Annotated in this window: 15 protein-coding genes; 8 read left to right on the forward strand and 7 right to left on the reverse strand. The window is 45.0% G+C overall.

Annotation, left to right across the window (positions count from 1 at the left end; translation table 11 throughout):
• Nucleotides 1-47 precede the first annotated feature (47 nt).
• The gene (locus HRQ85_RS07305) at nt 48-446 is read left to right on the forward strand and encodes a hypothetical protein (RefSeq protein ID WP_122080799.1); all 399 of its coding nucleotides are present in this window, start codon (nt 48-50) and stop codon (nt 444-446) included.
• Between the two features lie 184 nt (nt 447-630).
• Here HRQ85_RS07305 and HRQ85_RS07310 read toward each other — a convergent pair whose 3' ends face one another.
• The 6 genes from HRQ85_RS07310 to HRQ85_RS07335 all read right to left on the reverse strand — a co-directional run bounded on the left by HRQ85_RS07310 (nt 631) and on the right by HRQ85_RS07335 (nt 6,968).
• Complete coding sequence (locus HRQ85_RS07310; protein ID WP_172379176.1) at nt 631-1,326, reverse strand: 2'-5' RNA ligase family protein; 696 nt, start codon at nt 1,324-1,326, stop codon at nt 631-633.
• 176 nt (nt 1,327-1,502) lie between these two features.
• Nucleotides 1,503-1,817, reverse strand: coding sequence for a N(4)-acetylcytidine aminohydrolase (gene yqfB, locus HRQ85_RS07315; RefSeq protein ID WP_050633077.1), 315 nt, complete (start codon nt 1,815-1,817; stop codon nt 1,503-1,505).
• 162 nt (nt 1,818-1,979) lie between these two features.
• A complete protein-coding gene (locus tag HRQ85_RS07320; protein WP_172379177.1) occupies nt 1,980-2,393 on the reverse strand; it encodes a hypothetical protein in 414 nt (137 codons plus the stop codon).
• 110 nt (nt 2,394-2,503) lie between these two features.
• Nucleotides 2,504-3,256 carry a potassium channel family protein gene (locus tag HRQ85_RS07325; protein ID WP_050633078.1) on the reverse strand — a complete coding sequence of 251 codons (753 nt, stop codon included), beginning with the start codon at nt 3,254-3,256 and terminating at the stop codon, nt 2,504-2,506.
• Between the two features lie 149 nt (nt 3,257-3,405).
• On the reverse strand, nt 3,406-4,053 hold the full coding sequence (locus HRQ85_RS07330) for a hypothetical protein (protein ID WP_172379178.1): 648 nt from the start codon (nt 4,051-4,053) through the stop codon (nt 3,406-3,408).
• A gap of 332 nt (nt 4,054-4,385) precedes the next feature.
• On the reverse strand, nt 4,386-6,968 hold the full coding sequence (locus HRQ85_RS07335) for a molybdopterin oxidoreductase family protein (protein ID WP_172379179.1): 2,583 nt from the start codon (nt 6,966-6,968) through the stop codon (nt 4,386-4,388).
• A 472-nt stretch (nt 6,969-7,440) separates the two neighbouring features.
• Here HRQ85_RS07335 and nirB point away from each other — a divergent pair, with 472 nt between their 5' ends.
• The 4 genes from nirB (at nt 7,441) to HRQ85_RS07355 (ending at nt 14,078) form a co-directional block, all read left to right on the forward strand.
• Nucleotides 7,441-10,023: a nitrite reductase large subunit NirB gene (gene nirB, locus HRQ85_RS07340; protein WP_172379180.1), complete on the forward strand. Its 2,583-nt coding sequence runs from the start codon at nt 7,441-7,443 to the stop codon at nt 10,021-10,023.
• Nucleotides 10,024-10,162: 139 nt separating this feature from the next.
• A complete protein-coding gene (gene nirD, locus HRQ85_RS07345; protein ID WP_048610959.1) occupies nt 10,163-10,507 on the forward strand; it encodes a nitrite reductase small subunit NirD in 345 nt (114 codons plus the stop codon).
• 143 nt (nt 10,508-10,650) lie between these two features.
• Nucleotides 10,651-12,120, forward strand: coding sequence for a NarK family nitrate/nitrite MFS transporter (locus HRQ85_RS07350; RefSeq protein ID WP_172379181.1), 1,470 nt, complete (start codon nt 10,651-10,653; stop codon nt 12,118-12,120).
• A 167-nt stretch (nt 12,121-12,287) separates the two neighbouring features.
• Entirely contained in the window at nt 12,288-14,078 is a 1,791-nt protein-coding gene (locus HRQ85_RS07355; protein ID WP_172379182.1) for a bifunctional protein-serine/threonine kinase/phosphatase, read from the forward strand.
• Nucleotides 14,079-14,181: 103 nt separating this feature from the next.
• On the opposite strand, the gene cra is transcribed toward HRQ85_RS07355, so the two are convergent.
• Entirely contained in the window at nt 14,182-15,186 is a 1,005-nt protein-coding gene (gene cra / locus HRQ85_RS07360; RefSeq protein WP_172379183.1) for a catabolite repressor/activator, read from the reverse strand.
• Nucleotides 15,187-15,560: 374 nt separating this feature from the next.
• Here cra and fruB point away from each other — a divergent pair, with 374 nt between their 5' ends.
• Genes fruB through fruA form a run of 3 tightly spaced genes read left to right on the forward strand, consistent with a single transcriptional unit; the run spans nt 15,561 to nt 19,439 of the window.
• Nucleotides 15,561-16,694 carry a fused PTS fructose transporter subunit IIA/HPr protein gene (fruB, locus tag HRQ85_RS07365; RefSeq protein ID WP_172379184.1) on the forward strand — a complete coding sequence of 378 codons (1,134 nt, stop codon included), beginning with the start codon at nt 15,561-15,563 and terminating at the stop codon, nt 16,692-16,694.
• 9 nt (nt 16,695-16,703) lie between these two features.
• Nucleotides 16,704-17,681 carry a 1-phosphofructokinase gene (gene pfkB / locus HRQ85_RS07370; RefSeq protein WP_017090852.1) on the forward strand — a complete coding sequence of 326 codons (978 nt, stop codon included), beginning with the start codon at nt 16,704-16,706 and terminating at the stop codon, nt 17,679-17,681.
• Nucleotides 17,682-17,696: 15 nt separating this feature from the next.
• Entirely contained in the window at nt 17,697-19,439 is a 1,743-nt protein-coding gene (gene fruA / locus HRQ85_RS07375; RefSeq protein ID WP_172379185.1) for a PTS fructose transporter subunit IIBC, read from the forward strand.
• The last annotated feature ends 16 nt before the right edge of the window (nt 19,440-19,455 follow it).

Here is a 19,455-nt window from a genome sequence, read left to right on the forward strand (position 1 = left end):
ATGAACATTTAAATCATCGCATCATTGAATGCATCACAAGGGATATCATGGAAAAGACACTTCAAACTAAACTGGCAACTAGCCTACTACTGCTGAGAATCGGCATTTTTATCGTCTTCTTATTCTGGGGCTTGGATAAGATCCTTGTCCCTGAGCACGCAACAAAAGTACTGTCTGGCTTTTACGGCATCGACATCTCGAACAATGCGATGATGGCTCTGGGTGTCGCACAGCTCGGATTTTTAGGCGCATTCGTCGTAGGCATGTGGAAAAAGTACACCTACGGAGCCATTTTAGTTCTTCATGCAGGCTCAACCTTTTCCTCTTTTGGAAAATACATGGACCCGTTCAACAACCTACTATTCTTCGCCTCTTGGCCAATGCTCGCAGCCTGTGTCGCGATTTTCTTACTTCGCGATTACGACACTTACAGTGTTGCCAACTAACACAAAGGGCGCCGTTATTGGCGCTCTGTTTGGTTAGCTTTCAACAACAAAACAACCCCAACACTGGCATAAAATGCCAAGTGTTGGGGTTTCTGATTTAGTTGTTTGTTTTTTTGAAATCGTGCACTGGATATTTGATGATGTGGGGTTTAGGCTGACTGTTAGGTACTTGTTATAGGCGCGTTTAGTCTAACAAAGAACCTCTAGCCAAAGACTTCGTTACTGCCAAGTTTTGATACCAGTTGTTAAACACCAGTTCAAAGTCTTTCAGTACGATGCTACCGAAATCATAATTTCGATACTGCTGACACAACCTAAAAAGCTGCCGACTATCACTAATTGGAACTCTGAACCGAATTAATGAACTGTGCGCTGTAACCAACTTATAACGGCTGTCGAAAGTTACCCTTAACCCCGCTTCGCTTAATTGAGTTCTAAGTTCATTTCTAAACTGTTCCAAAGAATCACTGACAGGAAAACCTTGCAGTAGAATGCAATTTGGAGACGCACTAATACCTTGATATTTTATTTCTATCTGTTGATTTGAACTCAAGACTGAACGAAATATTTCGATATAAGAATGAATATTGATTTCGCTGAGTTCAAACTCTGGTACGCATGAAATTACCGACAGAACGGTTAGGTGCAGTTCTTCAAGCGGATGGTAGTATTGGTTGGGTTCTATTTCACATACTGCTTTCTGAAAGCTCATGATTTCATCAAGAACAGAACGATTACCCTGCTTTAAATATGCCAAAGCTGTAATCCCCCTTCGGGTATCACTAGCAATATCTAATAGATGCGAGTCTAGCTCATAATCGTTGTGAGCAGATGCTAGCTCAAACCTTTCCCACATCTCGTCATAAATACTCTGAATCATTAGTTCCCCAAAGCGTATAAATACCAATTTAGGTGCGAACGACGCTACCACCTAAACGAAACCATACCACCGTAAACACTGCACCCAACAATTAGCACTAAAAATGGTAAGCGTTGGGAATCTGTCTTAAACGCTTTGTATGCGTAGCTCAAGGGGCTTCATAACTTGCAGACTTGTTAATCAACGACTTTGAAACTTATAAAACACAAGCTCTTTTCTGTTGGGTATATCTTTCGCAAAATCCATTTGAGCATGAAGACAAATGGAAGATTTTCTGCTTTTGCATGCTTTCTGTTGAGTTTATCAAAGTTCACATGTTCAACACCGACAATTTCTAGTCTACAGATTTTCCGCCCATCTTCGTGAGTAAGAGCTTCAACAACCTGCCCTGGGTAATAATGGCTTTCAGATTTATCCCTAATCGTTGCTGTCTTTTTACCAGAAAGAAGCTGGCGCTCTAGCCTTGTGAAAAATGTAATTTTATCAACCATTCAACACCTACTTCCTTACAGATTCTTCCAAGCATATAACGCCGCGTTAAGTGGTGAGCAACGCCTACCAACAAACCTAAACCATTGTAACGTAAACACTTAACCCAAAGTAAGCCGAAAACACCAAGTGTTGGGAGTCCGTCTTAAACGCTTTGTTATGTGTTAATTACGCTCGTTGATGTAGTCGATTGCAAATTCAATATGTGCTATCAGCTCTTCAACGCATTTAGGGAAATAATACTCTGCATCATCAGAGTCTAAGTTGTCTTTAGGCAACAGCGTGTATTCAATTTCATCGTTAAACAAAGGATAAAGATTATGCGTAAGGTAGTTTCGGCGAACCAGTATAAACGCCAAAACTTCACTAAGTTCATCAGTAACCAATTCATGTTTTTTACAGCTTCCAACAAGCTGACCTAACATAGCTCTCCTAAGGTTGTACCCCACCTTAATACTACTCTCGAGAACAATTGATTTTAATGCTGATTCCAACTTCCCCGACATCAACAACAGTCGCCCCAAGCTTTCGCAAAAACGCTCACTTTTGAGTAACTCATCATAAAACTCTAGAGACATTGCTAAATCACTCCTTTACACATAACGCCGCATTAAGGTGTGAGCGGCGCTTGGCTATACTTGAGCGAAGCGAAACTGCCAAGCGTTGCGAATCACTCTTAAATGCTTTGTTAGGTTTCTGACTCACTACTTTTTGCGTTATCTATGGAAAGACCCTTTCCAGCGTAGATTGCAAAGCTTACAACTATAAGCGTGAAACCAACTAAGACTTGTTGCACTACGAGTAACTGTGGAATGGCATTAACGGGTGAAAAGTCTCCATAGCCCAATGTGGTTATCGTCACACCACTAAAATATAACGCATCAATAACATTGGAAAAATGTGCCGACTTATCGTCCCCAAACCATGATAGTGGCATCAAGTAGTATAAAATCGCATAATTAATTATCAGCTCTAAGTAACTTAAGAAAGATAATTCAATTCTTTTTCTGTATGTCAGGTCACTATTTTTGGTTTTGCCTGACGTTTTATCCAAAGCATCACTTATGAACGCGCAGAAAATTTCGTTACAACGAGAAAATGGAACGCACCAAAGCAAAATAGTAATAGCCGCAACATAGAAATCGCCTACTTCTAACTTACCAAGAAAACCAGCAGGTAAAATCCCGCCTACCAAAGCCAAGAGGAAGATAGAACAGGTTAAATAAAAATAATTTCTTGCAATAATTGCCTGTGTTCTCTCCACTCTACTCAAAGTACGATTGGAAATCCTTGCAATCATCCATGTCGGTGAAAAAAAACAGCAAAGATACTTAGATAACTTTGAAAATGGCTTTGCCCAGTTTTCTTCACCACGCTCATACATTCTTAATAAAGAAGCATTTACTGATTTGTTGATGAAATTTTTAATTGTTTTTTTCATGTCTTGTATTCTACCAATAGAAACCTAACGCCGCATTAACTGGTGAACAACGCGACCACCCAACCTTAAACCTTGCCACATTCAGCACTAAAGCCGACCTAAGCTGAAATTGCCAAGCGTTGAGAATCCGTCTTAAATGCTTTGTTATATTAATTGTTTTGTATCGCCAAAAGTAAACTCTCTACAGCATTAATATTTAGATTAACGTAATCTTTATTAATCATGATCGTATTAGAGTATATAGATAGTCCATCGTAATGATTTATATCATTAATTAAGGTTTCAATTTTATCAGGAGATGTAACTCTATACTGTTTGATGTCACCCTCACTGTGAGCTAACGCATTTCTAACACGATTGAATCTCTTAATAATCGCCCAGTTCTTTTCTATTTCAGGAGCACCAAACTTAACACCGAGCGATTTTGTCAAGAAAGACTTGTACGCCAAAATAGTATGATTGGGGATTAAAAAATCCTGTTTGTTTAATTGAGCTTTGTATTTACATATATGAGCCATTAGATTTTCTAGCAATGAGTACAATAACAAGAGTGTTGAAATACGGTGAACCCTTTCAAAAAAGTGTTCGTGAAAATGTAGTTCTATTTCGTAGTGTTCACGCTCAACCTCATGATCAGAATTTTCAATTTGCTCCAATAATTGTCGTCTATCATCTAGGTTTAACTTTTCATTAAACTCGAAATGATTACGAATTACCCCTATACGGTTTCGTATTGTTTGCGGTGTTGGAGCATGACTCATAAAATCATAAGGATTGACAGCTTTCTTGCTAAACATGTTAACGTCCTGATTAATATAACAGCTATATTAGACAGAATAATTCTGCATTTTGTCCCTGAAACAATTCTGTCTAGTTTCCAAGACACGCTGCACTTAATCCAATAACTGATTTAATAACATAATCTTACCTACTTATTCCTGCGTCAAACATGACGAAAAGCAGAAATTTTCCATATAGTTTCGGCAAAATGCAGAAAACTCCCCAATATGTGAGTGAACCGTAATTCAATCTATGAGTTGTCATAACTTAAGAGTCGTATTCTCAAACAAAAACGCCGACAATCATGTCGGCGTTTACGCTATAGGTATGATGAGCAAGAGGTAGTCAGCTACTTCGCCATGGTACTCAAGAACTCGGCTTCAAACTCCTCATCGGCTTCTCGGGTTAGGCACTCCACCAGCCAGTCGATGCTTTGATGGTCGAGCTTACTGTTGACCACAAAGGCTTGCTTCACGCCAGACTGACCCACCTTGGCTGAGCCGTAGTTCTTAAACGATTTGTTGCCATGATAATGGAGTGATTTGATCGCCTCTGCGTTGGGATCAGGTAAGGCATCGAGGGTGTTGGCGAGCTGAATCACCAACTCCATTGGGTTCTTAGATGATGAGATGCGATACAGAAAACCGCCCTCCACTCTTTGGCGTACCCAATAATCAAAGCCACTGCAATCCATCACTTTGTCGCTGACCAGTGCGGCTTCACTGCGATAACCACACGGCTCTACGACAACAGGTGTGTGTTTGAATTCTGGCTGGCCTGATGCCGCATCGGTATGAGGTAAGATCAAGTCACATGGTTTGCTGTCTTTGGCGGTCGGGGCGTTCCAGTGAATTGGCATGAAAACTTGCTCTCGGCGCATCTCTTTGGTCACCACTAAGCGAGCTTGGCACTCCCCTTGTGCACTGCGCACTTTCACCACCGGATTAATAGTGGCGTGGTTGAAGGCATCTAGCCCAAACTCGTCTAAGCCAAGCTCTGCAACCATATCTGGGTGCATGGCGACAAACGGTTCTGGGGTGTGCTCACCTAAACCTGCGGCCAAGCCTGTGCGGCTCATGGTGTGCCATTGGTCTCGGATTCGACCAGTGTTCATGATAAGTGGGAATTCAAGGCTGGTGTCGGCAATGGGTTTGTCGTGTTCGACTGCAATAAACTGCGCTTTGCCAGATTCAGTAAAGAACTCGCCATCGGTGAACATGCGCTGCTCAATGATCTCTGGTTGATATTCAAGCACTGGCCATTGCTGTGGAGTCAGTTCGCCATAGCCTTTCTCGTCCAGTTGCGTGAGTCCAATTAAGCATAAGTCACGCGCTTTGCCTGTTTCATTGCCGAGCGCTGTCATCTCGCAATATTCTTTAAAGATCTCACCTTCGTGACGGTAATCAAACTGCTCTTTGAACCCCATTTTTTGTGCGACTTCTTTTAGTATCCACCAATCCGGTTTGGCTTTCCCTGGGCTTGGTAATATACGGCGTTGGCGTGAGATTCGACGCTCAGAGTTGGTTACTGTGCCCGACTTCTCGCTCCAACCTTGCGCAGGTAACACCACATCAGCCAAGCGAGTGGTTTCAGTATCAGCAATACAATCCGACACCACCACAAATGGGCACATCTCTAATGCGGCTTTGATCTTTTCACTGTCAGGCAGGCTTACGACTGGGTTGGTTGCCATGATCCACACCGCTTTGATTTTTCCCTCATTCATCGCATCAAACAGGTCGATCGCTTTTAATCCCGCATGTGTGGCTAGGTTGTCGGTCTTCCAAAATTCACTCACGGTTTGGTGTGACTGCGAATCACCAAATTCGAAGTGCGCCGCTAAGGTATTGGCTAGCCCGCCCACCTCTCGGCCGCCCATCGCGTTCGGCTGACCCGTTACAGAGAATGGCCCCATGCCCGGTTTACCGATTTTTCCGGTGGCTAAATGGCAGTTAATAATGGCATTCACCTTGTCACACCCTTGTGTGGATTGGTTTACACCTTGGGAATAGATGGTGAGCACCTTTTCGTTCGAAGCAAACAGTTTGTAGAACTGTTCAAGTTGTTGCTCAGTAAGCCCTGTTAGCTCGGGAACACTTTTATCGCCCCAGCCTGACTCGGTATAACGGTAATGAGTTGCGGATCGAATGGCTTCCGTAAAACCTTGGGTGTGGTGTTCAATGTAGTCAGCATCTAGCTGGTCGTTGTCATCTAAGTAGGCTAACAAACCATTGAACAGTGCCACATCTGAGCCGGATTCCAACGCCAAGTGGATATCTGCAATTTCACAGGTGTCGGTATAACGCGGGTCAATAACAATCACTTTTAATGCAGGGTTGGCTTGTTTGGCGGCTCTTAACCTTTGGAATAGCACAGGGTGACACCAAGCGAGGTTTGAGCCTGTAATCACAACGAGATCAGCTTGCTCGAGATCTTCATAACAGACAGGAACGGTATCGGTGCCGAACGCACGTTTATGCCCGACCACGGTTGAAGCCATACACAGCCTAGAATTACTGTCGATGTTGCCACTGCCGATGAAGCCTTTCATCAATTTATTGGCAACGTAATAGTCTTCGGTAAGCAGCTGACCAGAAACATAGAACGCAACCGAATCGGCCCCAAATTCTTCAATCGTTTGATTGAATTTGTCTGCGACCAACTGAGTGGCACTGTTCCAATCCAGCTCTTGTTTTTGCTCATTCTGAATATGAGCAGGCTGTGTTAGGCGTCCTAAAGGCGTGACGGTATCACCAAGCGCAATCCCTTTAGTACATAGCTTCCCATAGTTTGATGGATGAGCCTTATCACCACGTACTTCTAGTTTTCCTAACGATGTCGGTCTCGCTTCTATTCCACACCCTACACCACAATAAGCACAGGTTGATTTTATCCAGCCGCTGTTTGAATCGGTCATCCGTTTCTCGCTCAATTATCCATAATTGTAATAACTCAAACCAAGCAAATAACACGCCACTTAATACCAGCCGACGAAATTGAAATATTTAACATTAAAAACAATCACTTAATAAAAAACAAAATATCAATCCTGAATAAACTTCAACTTAACCAAGATAGAAACTTAGTTTTTGCACCATCTTGCGGAAAGTTGCACCACAAATGCTCATTTATATAAATCTAACAAAAAATTCACATACCACTTTAGGGGTAAATGCGTGCCACTCGTAAATTTTAAGCCACTGAAAAATATAGATTAAATTTTATTTAAATGAACAACCTGCAATCTGGCACCCTCCTTGCTCCACTAGAAACCAAGACTTAGAAAAAACATTTTTGTTTTTCTTGATGATTATGAATTGAGTGGAATCTCAACCCGGTATTCATCTGCTAACGACTAAAAATTAGATGCTAGTGATGGTGACGCCGAGAATAAGGAATGGATTATGAGCAAGAAGAAAATCGTCGTTGTGGGTAACGGCATGGTTGGACACAAATTTATCGACAACATCCTGCAATCAGACAGTGATGAGTTTGATGTGATTACTTTTAGTGAAGAGCCAAGGTTGGCCTACGACAGAGTTCAGCTGACTGCTTACTTCAAGCGCGGAAATGCTGATGATTTGGCATTAACCAGCGAAGAGTATTACCAAAGCAATGGTGTCAATTACCTTCTCAACGCGAGAGTCGCTCAACTAGATACTAAAAATAAGTGCGTTGTGACTGAATCGGGACATACCGAGAGTTACGACACCTTGATTCTGGCGACCGGTTCATTCCCTTTTGTTCCCCCTATTCCCGGTAACGACCAAGAACACTGCCACGTTTATCGCACCATCGAAGATTTAGACGCCATTGAACTATCTAGCAAAGGCAGTAAATCTGGCGTCGTTATTGGTGGTGGTCTGCTTGGCTTAGAAGCCGCAAACGCAGTCAAAAACCTTGGCTTAGAAACCCATGTAGTGGAATTTGCACCTCGCCTTATGGCCGTACAATTAGATGACGGTGGCGGTGCGCTTTTACGCAGAAAGATTGAAGACCTTGGCGTGCAAGTTCACACCGAGAAGGCAACCTCAGAAATAGTCGCGGGTGAGAACGCTCGCTACAGAATGAACTTCGCCGACGGCACCCATCTTGAAACCGATATGATCGTGTTCTCTGCGGGTATTCGTCCTCAAGATGCCCTTGCTCGCAGCTCTGATATCGCCATTGGTGAACGTGGCGGCATCGTGATTAACGATCATTGCCAAACCAACATCGACAATGTATATGCGATTGGTGAATGTGCGCTTTGGGACAACAAGATCTTCGGCTTAGTGGCACCCGGTTATTCCATGGCGAAAGTCGCGGCTTCGCATATCTTATCGGAAGGAACGAGCGACGCTGCGTTTACTGGTGCCGACATGAGTACCAAGCTCAAATTGCTGGGGGTTGATGTTGCTAGTATCGGTGAAGTACACGGCCAAACCGAAGGCGCTCAATCGTATACCTATAACGATGAAATCGAACAGGTTTACAAACGCCTGATCATATCGGCTGATGGCAAGAAAATTGTCGGTGCGGTATTGGTGGGTGACGCCGAAGCTTACGGTTCGCTGCTGCAAATCAAGCAAAACGATATGCCCCTTCCTGAAAACCCATCAGTGCTGATCTTACCTAATGTCGCAGATGATTCTGGCTCTGCAATGGGTGTTGAAGCTCTGCCTGATAGCGCTGTGATCTGTTCATGTTTTGATGTAACCAAAGGCGATATTAAAGACGCGGTATCTGCTGGCTGCACCACCATGGCGGCACTGAAAGAAACCACCAACGCTTCGACAGGTTGTGGCGGTTGTTCTGCTCTTGCTAAACAGGTTCTTGATAGCGAACTGAGTAACTTAGGTGTCGAGGTATCTAACGATATATGTGAGCACTTTGCTTATTCTCGCCAAGAGCTTACTGACATCATTCGTGTCAACAAGATTAAGACCTTCGATGAGCTGTTAGATTCTCATGGAAATGGATTAGGTTGTACCGTGTGTAAACCCGCAGTCGGTTCAATTTTGGCTTCGTACTGGAACGATTACATCCTCGAAGATCAACACATCGAACTGCAAGACACCAACGACATTTACCTCGGCAACATGCAAAAAGACGGCACCTACTCTGTGGTTCCGCGTATTGCTGGCGGTGAAATCACCCCTGATAAATTGATCGTACTTGGCGAAGTCGCTAAAGAGTTCGACCTCTACACCAAAATCACGGGCGGTCAGCGTGTCGACTTGTTTGGCGCACAGCTTAACGAACTGCCTATCATCTGGAAAAAGCTGATTGATGCAGGTTTTGAAACGGGTCACGCCTACGGTAAATCGGTTCGTACCGTGAAATCGTGTGTTGGTAGCACATGGTGTCGATACGGTGTCGACGACAGTGTTGGCTTAGCGATTCGTCTTGAGAACCGCTACAAAGGCCTACGTTCACCACACAAGATCAAGTTTGCGGTTTCAGGCTGTACTCGTGAATGTGCAGAAGCGCAATCGAAAGACATTGGTGTTATCGCCACCGACAAAGGTTGGAACTTATACATCTGTGGTAACGGCGGTATGCGCCCTCGCCATGCGGACCTATTCGCCACTGATTTAGACGAAACCACACTCCTTAAATACATCGACCGCGTTTTGATGTTCTACACACGTACCGCAGACCGCCTACAGCGTACATCGGTATGGATGGAGAACCTCGAAGGCGGCATTGAATACCTCAAGCAAGTCGTGATTGAAGACAAGCTCAACGTTGCTGAAGAGCTCGAAGCAGACATCGCGCTCAACATCGAGAAGTACCAGTGTGAATGGAAAACCACCATTGAAAACCCTGAGAAGATGAAGCGCTTCCAGCACTACATCAACAGTGAAGAAATGGACACTAGCCTCTCTTTCATCAAAGAGCGAGAGCAGCGTTTTCCTAAGCCGAGCTTGAGCTCTTCTTCAGATTCACAACGCGATGAAATGCTAACCAAGGCTGACCAAATCGAAGTCACGGAAGTTTCGTAAGACGAATTGACGGTCTGTGAATCAGTAACAACTAAACCCAATATCGATAGTCGACAGTGGCGCAGCCCAAGAAAACTGCTGTCGGCTATCACCCTAATTAAATTGATTATTAGTTTTATGTTTTGACTAGGAGAAAGTCATGGAAAATTGGACAACCGTATGCAACACCCGGGACTTAACCCCAAATGGTGGAATTTGCGCCAAAGTAGACGATAACCAAGTGGCTATTTTTTACTGCAAGCGCAGCGACACGCTTTATGGGCTCTCTAACTACGACCCTATCGGCAAGGCGAATGTGATGTCACGTGGTATAATTGGTTCATTAAGCGGAGAACCTTATGTGGCCTCCCCCTTATACAAGCAGCATTACCACTTAGAAACTGGCGAATGTCTTGAACAGCCTGAACTCAAGCTCGTGAAATTTGAAGTTCGCAAGCAAGGAGAACAAGTTCAAGTTCTCGCACCACTTGCTATCGCCAGTTAACTAAAACGCCGACACCATGATGCAAACGCTTATTTGCGTACGCAATTTCGGCACAGGGTTTATGCACATTAAAAGCGTTCGAAGTTCGGAAGTAACGCAGATGCACAAACCAGGTAATTTTCCAGATTTAAAGGATTTAAACCATGGATAACACTAAATTTTCGCTGCTTTCATTTACGGGTAAGATGAAGGTCTTACACCTAAGCTGGATGGCCTTTTTCATTACCTTTGTTGTGTGGTTCAACTTTGCCCCACTACTGCAAATGGTAAAAACTACGCTTGGTCTTTCTACTGAAGAGATCAAAACCCTCCTGATCCTCAACGTTGCACTGACCATTCCGGCACGTGTCGCAATAGGTATGCTAACCGATAGATACGGCCCGAGGTTGGTCTACTCTTCGCTACTCGCGGTCTGTTCGATCCCTTGTTTCATGTTTGCTTTGGCAGACTCTTTCATTCAAGCAGCAATCGCTCGTTTCCTGCTGGGCTTCATTGGTGCAGGTTTCGTAGTTGGTATTCGTCTTGTATCTGAATGGTTCCCACACAACGAACTGGGTACGGCAGAAGGTATTTACGGCGGCTGGGGTAACTTCGGTTCAGCAGCAGCGGCGTTCACACTTCCAACTCTCGCTCTAGCATTTGGTGGTGAAGATGGTTGGCGTTATGCGGTCGGTATTACTGGCCTTATGAGCTTAGCGTTCTCGTTTATCTTCTACAAAAATGTAACGGATACACCAAAAGGTTCGACTTACTTCAAACCGGCTCAAGTAACGGCAATGGAAGTGACATCAAAGGGTGACTTTTTCTTCCTACTCATTATGAAGATCCCGATGTATGCCGCTTTAGCGCTACTGACATGGAAGCTATCACCAAGCAACATCAACATGTTGTCTGACATGGCGGTTAACTCGGTTTACGCAGGTTTAGCCGCACTTTACGTGTACGAAGTGTCGCAAGTTTGGAAGGTAAATAAGAACGTATTTAAAGAAGAAGTGCCAGAGATTCACAGATACAAATTCAAGCAAGTTGCTGTGTTGAACGTGTTGTATTTCGCGACATTTGGTTCTGAACTGGCTGTAGTTTCTATGTTGCCATTGTTCTTCTCTGAAACCTTTGAATTAACGCCGGTTCTTGCGGGTATGGTTGCATCAGCTTATGCCTTTATGAACCTAATGTCTCGCCCAGGTGGCGGTTGGATTTCAGACAAATTCGGTCGTAAACCAACACTGCTTATTCTGACGATTGGTCTCGCTGTCGGTTACTTTGCAATGGGTCAAGTAGACAGTACATGGCCAGTATGGCTAGCGGTTGTTGCTGCAATGGCGTGTTCTTTCTTCGTACAAGCCGGTGAAGGTGCGGTGTTTGCAACAGTACCTCTGATTAAGCGTCGTATGACAGGTCAAATTGCAGGTATGACGGGTGCTTACGGTAACGTGGGTGCGGTGGTTTACCTAACTGTGCTTTCATTCGTAAGTTACCAAACCTTCTTCTTAGTGATTGCAGGAACAGCGGTACTAGGCTTCGTTACTCTGATGTTCATGGAAGAGCCTAACGGCCAAATTGCTGAAGTGAATGACGACGGCAGTGTCACGCTGATTAATGTTTCAAATTAGTCTCAGTGCTATGAAGCATTGATATTATTGAATCGGGAGTGGTACCAAGGTGTGTTTCACCACTTTGGGACTACGTTCAAAGGCTCTAGGTTCACTAGGGCTTTTGTTCTTCCTCAGATGTGCTCTCAAGCAAATGAGAAGACAGCCAGTTAAGAAGAAGACCAGTTATGACAATTTCATTCAGCCAAGGGCAAGTCGTCACGCCGGAATCAAACAATCAGCTAACACTTAAGTTTGGTGGTTATTCGAATAAAGGCATACGTGATGAAAACCAAGACGCCATCATTGTAAAACACCCGAAGACTCGTGCAGAGCAAGAGCTAAAAGGAAGTGTTGCTTGTATAGCCGACGGCGCAAGTTGCAGTGAACACGGCCAGAAAGCCAGTCACACCAGCGTGATGCAGTTTATTGATGACTACTACGCCACGCCAAATAGCTGGAGCATTCAGCGTTCAGCGCAAAAGGTCTTAACCTCGCTCAATTCTTGGCTGTTCAACACGTCTGTTTCTAACATTCACCCCGCTCAACAAGTGAACCACAACGCCCTAGTTTCTACATTCAGCAGTGTGATATTGAAATCCAACACAGCGCATATATTCCATGTCGGTGACAGTCGAGTTTACTTATTAAGAGATGGAGAATTACGCCAACTGACCCGTGACCACACTCGTAAGAACATGGGACAGAAACATTACCTAACCAGAGCCTTAGGCATGGATAACCAACTCAACGTTGACTACCAAACCTTGCCTATCAAGAAAGGCGACTGCTTCATCCTCACTTCGGACGGCGTGCATGAATTTGTTGCTCCCAATACTTTCAAAGAACACATCGATAAGCCTGGGTCTGATTTTGAATACGCTGCTCAAACCATCTGTAACACCGCCTTAAGCCACAATAGCTCAGACAACGTGAGCTGCTTGATTGTGCAAGTCAGTCACCTACCTAAACCTTCGCTCATTGAATTCCATGAGAAACTGGCTAAACGCGCGATTCCACCGGCGCTAAAACTTGGCCAAAGCATCGATAACTTTATGGTCCTTGAGGTGCTGTATGCAGGTTCAAGAAGCCATGTCTATCGTGTGATGCAGAAAGAGACACAAACCGAGTTCGTGCTAAAAGTCCCTTCCGTTCAATATCACGATAGCCCGTCGCAACTCCGAGCTTTCTTTAATGAACAATGGGCAGGCATCTTGCTGAACAATAAGAAGGTAATGAAGGTTTACCCGACGCCAGAACATTCGCAATTTTTATATCAAATCTGCGAATGGGTTGAAGGCATCACGCTAAGACAATGGATGTACGACAATCCAAAACCGTCACTCAATGAAGTACGCGACATACTAGAAAAAATCACACAAGGCATTCGAGTATTACAACGTGCCGACATGGTGCACCGAGATTTAAAGCCCGAGAACATCATGCTTCAACGTGATGGTGAGATAAAAATCATCGACCTCGGCGCTGTATTAGTGAGAGGACTTGAAGAAGGGGAGCTCGCAGATAAAGACGACACTCCATTAGGTGCGGTCAATTACATTGCACCAGAGACCATCAAGCACAATACCGCGACCACCAGCTCTGATCTGTTCTCTATTGCTGTGATCGGCTATGAGATGTTAACCGGTGAATTGCCCTACTCTGAAATGACGGCACAGTCGCTTAAGCAATCGCGCCACCATCAATGGGAATACCAACCCATCACTCAGAAACGAGCGGACTTACCCAGTTGGGTGGATTTGGTGTTACAAAAAGCCTGCGCGGAATCACCAAGCGAACGTCATCAAGTGTTGGGAGATTTTGTAGCAGATCTTTACACACCAAACCAAAGCTTGGTTAAAAGCAAAGCCAAGCAACCTTTAATAAACCGAAACCCGATCCAGTTTTGGAAAGTGTTGGCTTTGTTGCTCGGCATTGTTGCCATTGTAGAAATGGGCTTATTGCTTAGTTCGAGTTAATTACAGGTTCGAGTTAAAACCAAGTGCGGGTTATAAATCTAAGCTCGAGTTAATTCCAAATTCGAGCTAAACGCGAGGCTTCTAGCTAAGCGTAAAATTCGAGCTAGCCACGTTTTACTAAGCTTCTCGGCACGAGTTCAATACCCGCTTGGTAACGTTTAGCAGACGCGTTCAAAGCCAAAGCAAAAGCACTATCGGCAATCACTTCGAATTGCTGTGGCAATGAGTGGACTTTAAAAGGTAAGAAATCCAATAAACGATTATCACCAAAGGTTGCCAGCTTTACTTGGCTGATCAGTTCTGGCTTTTCGACCATCACATCCAGCACACCTTCTAACAAGGTGTAAGACATAGTCACAATCGCATCGGGCACTGTGCCTTTAGCAATCCACTCTTCAAAAACCTCGCGTCCAGATTCTCGGTCAAAGTGCTCACCATAACCGATAACCATCGGCTTGTTTTCTGTTAGCCCTGTTTGTTGAGTATGTGCTTTATTCGCCGCTTCAAAACCCAACTGACGTTCTCGCGAAATGTTCAGATCAGGTAGTGCGCCAATAAGGCCAACACTGTGAATGCTGTCATCAAGAATCGAGTGCGTCAGTTCAAATGCGGCTTCGAAATCTTCACTGATCACGCAGGCAAAGTGCTCATCATCTAAAGGACGGTCAATCGCGATGACTGGCGTGCCTGAGTTTTGCAGCTTTAAGTAAAACTCATTGGCGTCTGGCATTGAGCTCGCCACCAGCAAGGCATCGATACGACGGCTAACAAGCGCTTCTGCAACTTTACGTTCGGTTTCAGCGTCATCATCTGAACAGCCAATCAAAATCTGATAGCCCACTTTACGTGAGTTCTGCTCTATCAATTTTGCTAAACGCGCGTAACTGCTGTTTTCCAAGTCAGGAATAATCAAACCAAATGAACGGCTATTACCAGCGCGCAGCGACGAAGCAGCATGGTCTGGTCGGTAGTTATACTCTTCCACCACTGCCATTACTTTCTGCTGTGTCTTTTCACTGATTCTGTATTTCTGCGCCTTGCCATTAATCACATAGCTGGCTGTGGTTTTCGACACACCGGCTAGTTTGGCAATCTCATCTAGTGTCATATGGGTGACCTGTATTTTGTGCGTAGGATCATATAACCAATCTTCTGATCCTTGGATTAGTTGAATTATATGCTGAATCGATTCAGTATAAAAGCTGAAAGGATTCAGCAAAATCTGAAAAGTGACTTCAATCATCCTTTTGAATGGATTGAGCGTCATTTGTCGTGATTCAGCTTCTTGTTGTTAACGAAACTGGAATTACGACACGCAGCAAAACTATTTTGAAAACCAAAATCGGCTTTGCTGAATTTTTTTACACTGAATGCTGAACCGATTCAGCTAAGATAAAACAAAGAGCAAGCAACGCGTAAATCGTGCTCTAGACTGAATCGTAGCGATACACAAATTCTCAAGCGATACGCTAAAGAGGCACCATGCTTAAATTATCAAAATCTGACATCACTCTAGGCCAAACTGCCGAAGACAAATTCAAAGCAATCCAAAACATTGCTGGCGACCTGACAGCTAAAGGTTTAGTTGACTCTGGTTACGTTGAAGGAATGCTGAACCGTGAAAACCAGAACTCTACGTTCCTAGGTAACGGCATCGCGATTCCTCACGGGACGACGGATACTCGTGGCCTAGTGAAAGAGACAGGCGTTGCAGTACACCACTTCCCTGAAGGTATTGATTGGGCAGACGGCAACCGTGTTTACGTCGCAATTGGTATTGCAGCGAAATCTGACGAGCACTTAGGCATCCTTAAACAGCTAACTAAAGTTCTAGCGGCAGACGGTGTTGAAGAGAAACTAAAGCAAGCGAAATCAGAAGACGAAATCATCGCCCTACTTAATGGCGAAGTTCAGCTAGAAGCCGACCTAGACGCTTCTTTAGTTCAGCTACTATTCCCTGCAAGCGACATGATTCAAATGTCTGCTGTTGCGGGCGGCCTACTTAAGAACACAGGTTGCACAGACAACGCATTCGTTGCTGACCTAGTAACAAAAACACCGACTCACCTAGGCCAAGGTTTGTGGTTGTTGGGCAGCGATAAAGGCGTAACTCGCACTGGCGTATCGTTTGTTTCAACGGCAAACCATTGTGAGTACGAAGGCACACCAGTGAAAGCATTGGTCGCTTTCGCAGTTTGTAACAGCGCGCACCAATCTATTCTGGCAAACCTAAGTAAGATGGTTTTCGAAGGTAAACAGCAACAACTGTTAACGGCTGACATTGCACAAGTAATTGGCCTTCTAAAAGGTGAAGCGGTTTCTACAGCGTCTCAAGACGATGACAACTGCGCAGTATTCAAAATCAAAAACGCACACGGCCTACACGCTCGCCCAGGGGCAATGCTGGTTGCTGAAGCGAAGAAATTCGAATCAACAATCCGCGTTTCAAACCTAGATGGCGACGGAAAAGAAGTGAACGCGAAGAGCTTGATGAAAGTCATCGCACTTGGCGTTAAACACGGCCACCAGCTTCAGTTTGTTGCTGAAGGTGATGACGCTGCACAAGCACTTGAATCGATTGGTAAAGCTATCGCTTCAGGTCTTGGCGAAGGTTAAGGAGTCGATATGTCTGATAAACAAATCAAAGCCGTTACTGTAACGCTCAACCCTGCTCTAGACCTGACAGGCGCTATCGACGCACTTAACGTGGGTTCAGTTAGCCTAGTAAACAAAGGCTCTCTGCATGCAGCGGGCAAAGGCGTAAACGTCGCAAAAGTTCTTTCAGAGCTTGGCGCGAAAGTGACCGTAACAGGTTTCCTTGGTCGCAATAACGAAGAAGCGTTCTGCCAACTGTTTGAACAGATGGGCGCAACTGACCGCTTCATCCGTGTTGATGGCGCAACTCGCATTAACGTGAAATTGGTAGAGAATTCAGGCCAAGTAAGCGACATCAACTTCCCAGGTGTTCCTGTTGATGCCGACGCGATTAAAGCGTTCGAAGAAACCCTATTAGAACTTGCTGAAACGCACGATTACTTCGTAATTGCAGGCAGCTTGCCACAAGGTATCTCTCCTGAGCTTTGCGCGTCTTGGGTTCAACGCTTACACGATTTAGGTAAGAAGGTGTTATTTGATAGCAGCCGTGATGCACTTAAAGCCGGTATCAATGCACAGCCTTGGTTGATTAAGCCAAACGATGAAGAGCTGTCTCAGCTGTTCAATGCAGAGCTGACAACTCGTGACCAATGCCAACACGCGGGCCAAGCCCTAAGTGAAAAAGGCATCGAGAATATCGTGGTATCACTTGGTGCTGAAGGCGTGATGTGGCTTAACCAAGGTGAATGGTTACATGCTCAACCACCGCGCATGCAAGTAGTAAGCACGGTAGGCGCAGGTGACACATTGGTTGCTGGTCTATGTTGGGGTCACATGCAACAGATGCCAAAACCAGAACTTATTAAATTCGCAACCGCCCTATCTGCTCTAGCAGTTTCACAGGTAGGCGTGGGCATCACCAGCCAACAAGAGCTGGATTCAGTACTACAAAATATCCAATTACAGTCGCTTAGTGCTCCAACTAGCCAGTTAGACACAAGCAAATAGGACAAAAGGTTTATTATGAATATTACCATTATCACAGCTTGCCCTAGTGGCGTAGCAAACAGCATCATCGCAGCAGGCTTGTTAGAGCAAGCGACAAAAGCACTGGGTTGGAACGCCGCTATTGAATGTCAATCAAGCGTGTTACCTGACTCAACCGTATCGCAAGACGCTATCGACAGCAGTGACGTTGTAGTTATCGCAGCCAACACAAACGTTGATAAAGCGCGCTTTGTGGGCAAGAAAGTATACCAAGCGGCAATCTCTGAATGCACAGCTGATGCAAAAGCGTTTCTAGAGAAAGCGGTAGCAGAAGCAACGGTATTAGACGCTTCTCAAGTTCAAAGCACTGTTGAAGTGACTGGTACGTCACCTGCTACAGGTAGCAAAAAGATCGTAGCGATCACCGCTTGTCCAACTGGTGTTGCACACACCTTTATGGCCGCTGAAGCGCTTGAAGCCGAAGGCAAACGCCTAGGTCACCAAATCAAAGTAGAAACTCGCGGCTCTGTAGGTGCGAAAAACCAACTGACAGACCAAGAAATCGCAGACGCTGATCTAGTTATCATCGCAGCAGATATCGACGTTCCTCTTGATCGTTTTAACGGCAAAGCGCTATACAAAACAACAACAAGCCCTGCTTTGAAGAAAACAAAGCAAGAGATGGAAAAAGCATTCGCCGAAGCTAAACCATACCAACACACAGCTTCTGCAAATTCAGCACCTGCTGACGAGAAGAAAGGCGTGTACAAGCACCTAATGACAGGTGTATCGCACATGCTTCCTGTAGTTGTTGCGGGTGGTTTGATCATCGCACTCTCTTTCGTATTCGGTATCGAAGCGTTTAAAGAAGAAGGCACACTAGCAGCAGCACTGATGACTATCGGTGGTGGTTCTGCATTCGCACTGATGATTCCTGTTCTTGCTGGTTTCATTGCATTCTCAATTGCTGACCGTCCGGGTCTGGCTCCAGGTCTAATCGGCGGTATGCTGGCTAGCTCAACAGGCGCAGGTTTCCTAGGTGGTATCGCAGCTGGTTTCATTGCCGGTTACGCAGCGAAATTCATTGCCGACAAGGTCCAACTTCCACAATCCATGGAAGCCCTCAAGCCAATCCTGATCATTCCGTTTATCGCGAGTTTGTTCACTGGTCTTGTGATGGTTTACATCGTGGGTGGCCCTGTTTCTGGCGTGATGAGCGCGATGACAACTTTCCTAAACAACATGGGAACGTCTAACGCGATTCTTCTGGGTGTGATTCTAGGCGCTATGATGTGTTTCGACCTTGGTGGTCCGGTAAACAAAGCAGCTTACACATTTGGTGTTGGTCTACTGGCTTCGCAAACTTACGCACCAATGGCAGCAATCATGGCAGCAGGTATGGTTCCAGCTCTAGGTATGGGCCTTGCGACTTTCCTAGTGAAAGACAAGTTTGAAGCGGGCGAGCGTGAAGCAGGTAAAGCATCATTCGTTCTTGGCCTATGTTTCATATCAGAAGGCGCGATTCCATTCGCAGCGAAAGACCCAATGCGTGTTATCCCAGCTTGTATGGCAGGTGGCGCACTAACTGGCGCTCTTTCAATGATGTTTGGTGCTCAGCTAATGGCTCCACACGGCGGCTTGTTCGTACTACTAATTCCTGGTGCTATCTCTCCAGTGCTTATGTACCTAGTGGCGATTGCAGCAGGTACAGCAGTAACAGGCTTTGGTTACGCAGCGCTTAAAAAGATGAGCGACTCTAAGGCAACTGCAGAGGCTTAATCCCCCTACTCTGGTT

Origin of the sequence: Vibrio sp. Vb339 (genome assembly GCF_902751245.1) — a bacterium.
Lineage (GTDB): Bacteria > Pseudomonadota > Gammaproteobacteria > Enterobacterales > Vibrionaceae > Vibrio > Vibrio coralliirubri.

Excerpts from the sequence above, each read along its gene's own strand:
- fruB (WP_172379184.1), top strand. The coding sequence starts at position 15,561 with ATGCTTAAATTATCAAAATCTGACATCACTCTAGGCCAAACTGCCGAA.
- HRQ85_RS07325 (WP_050633078.1), bottom strand. The coding sequence starts at position 3,256 with ATGAAAAAAACAATTAAAAATTTCATCAACAAATCAGTAAATGCTTCT.
- nirB (WP_172379180.1), top strand. The coding sequence starts at position 7,441 with ATGAGCAAGAAGAAAATCGTCGTTGTGGGTAACGGCATGGTTGGACAC.
- HRQ85_RS07305 (WP_122080799.1), top strand. The coding sequence starts at position 48 with ATGGAAAAGACACTTCAAACTAAACTGGCAACTAGCCTACTACTGCTG.
- HRQ85_RS07320 (WP_172379177.1), bottom strand. The coding sequence starts at position 2,393 with ATGTCTCTAGAGTTTTATGATGAGTTACTCAAAAGTGAGCGTTTTTGC.
- HRQ85_RS07355 (WP_172379182.1), top strand. The coding sequence starts at position 12,288 with ATGACAATTTCATTCAGCCAAGGGCAAGTCGTCACGCCGGAATCAAAC.
- HRQ85_RS07310 (WP_172379176.1), bottom strand. The coding sequence starts at position 1,326 with ATGATTCAGAGTATTTATGACGAGATGTGGGAAAGGTTTGAGCTAGCA.
- nirD (WP_048610959.1), top strand. The coding sequence starts at position 10,163 with ATGGAAAATTGGACAACCGTATGCAACACCCGGGACTTAACCCCAAAT.
- pfkB (WP_017090852.1), top strand. The coding sequence starts at position 16,704 with ATGTCTGATAAACAAATCAAAGCCGTTACTGTAACGCTCAACCCTGCT.
- HRQ85_RS07350 (WP_172379181.1), top strand. The coding sequence starts at position 10,651 with ATGGATAACACTAAATTTTCGCTGCTTTCATTTACGGGTAAGATGAAG.
- yqfB (WP_050633077.1), bottom strand. The coding sequence starts at position 1,817 with ATGGTTGATAAAATTACATTTTTCACAAGGCTAGAGCGCCAGCTTCTT.
- HRQ85_RS07330 (WP_172379178.1), bottom strand. The coding sequence starts at position 4,053 with ATGTTTAGCAAGAAAGCTGTCAATCCTTATGATTTTATGAGTCATGCT.
- fruA (WP_172379185.1), top strand. The coding sequence starts at position 17,697 with ATGAATATTACCATTATCACAGCTTGCCCTAGTGGCGTAGCAAACAGC.
- cra (WP_172379183.1), bottom strand. The coding sequence starts at position 15,186 with ATGACACTAGATGAGATTGCCAAACTAGCCGGTGTGTCGAAAACCACA.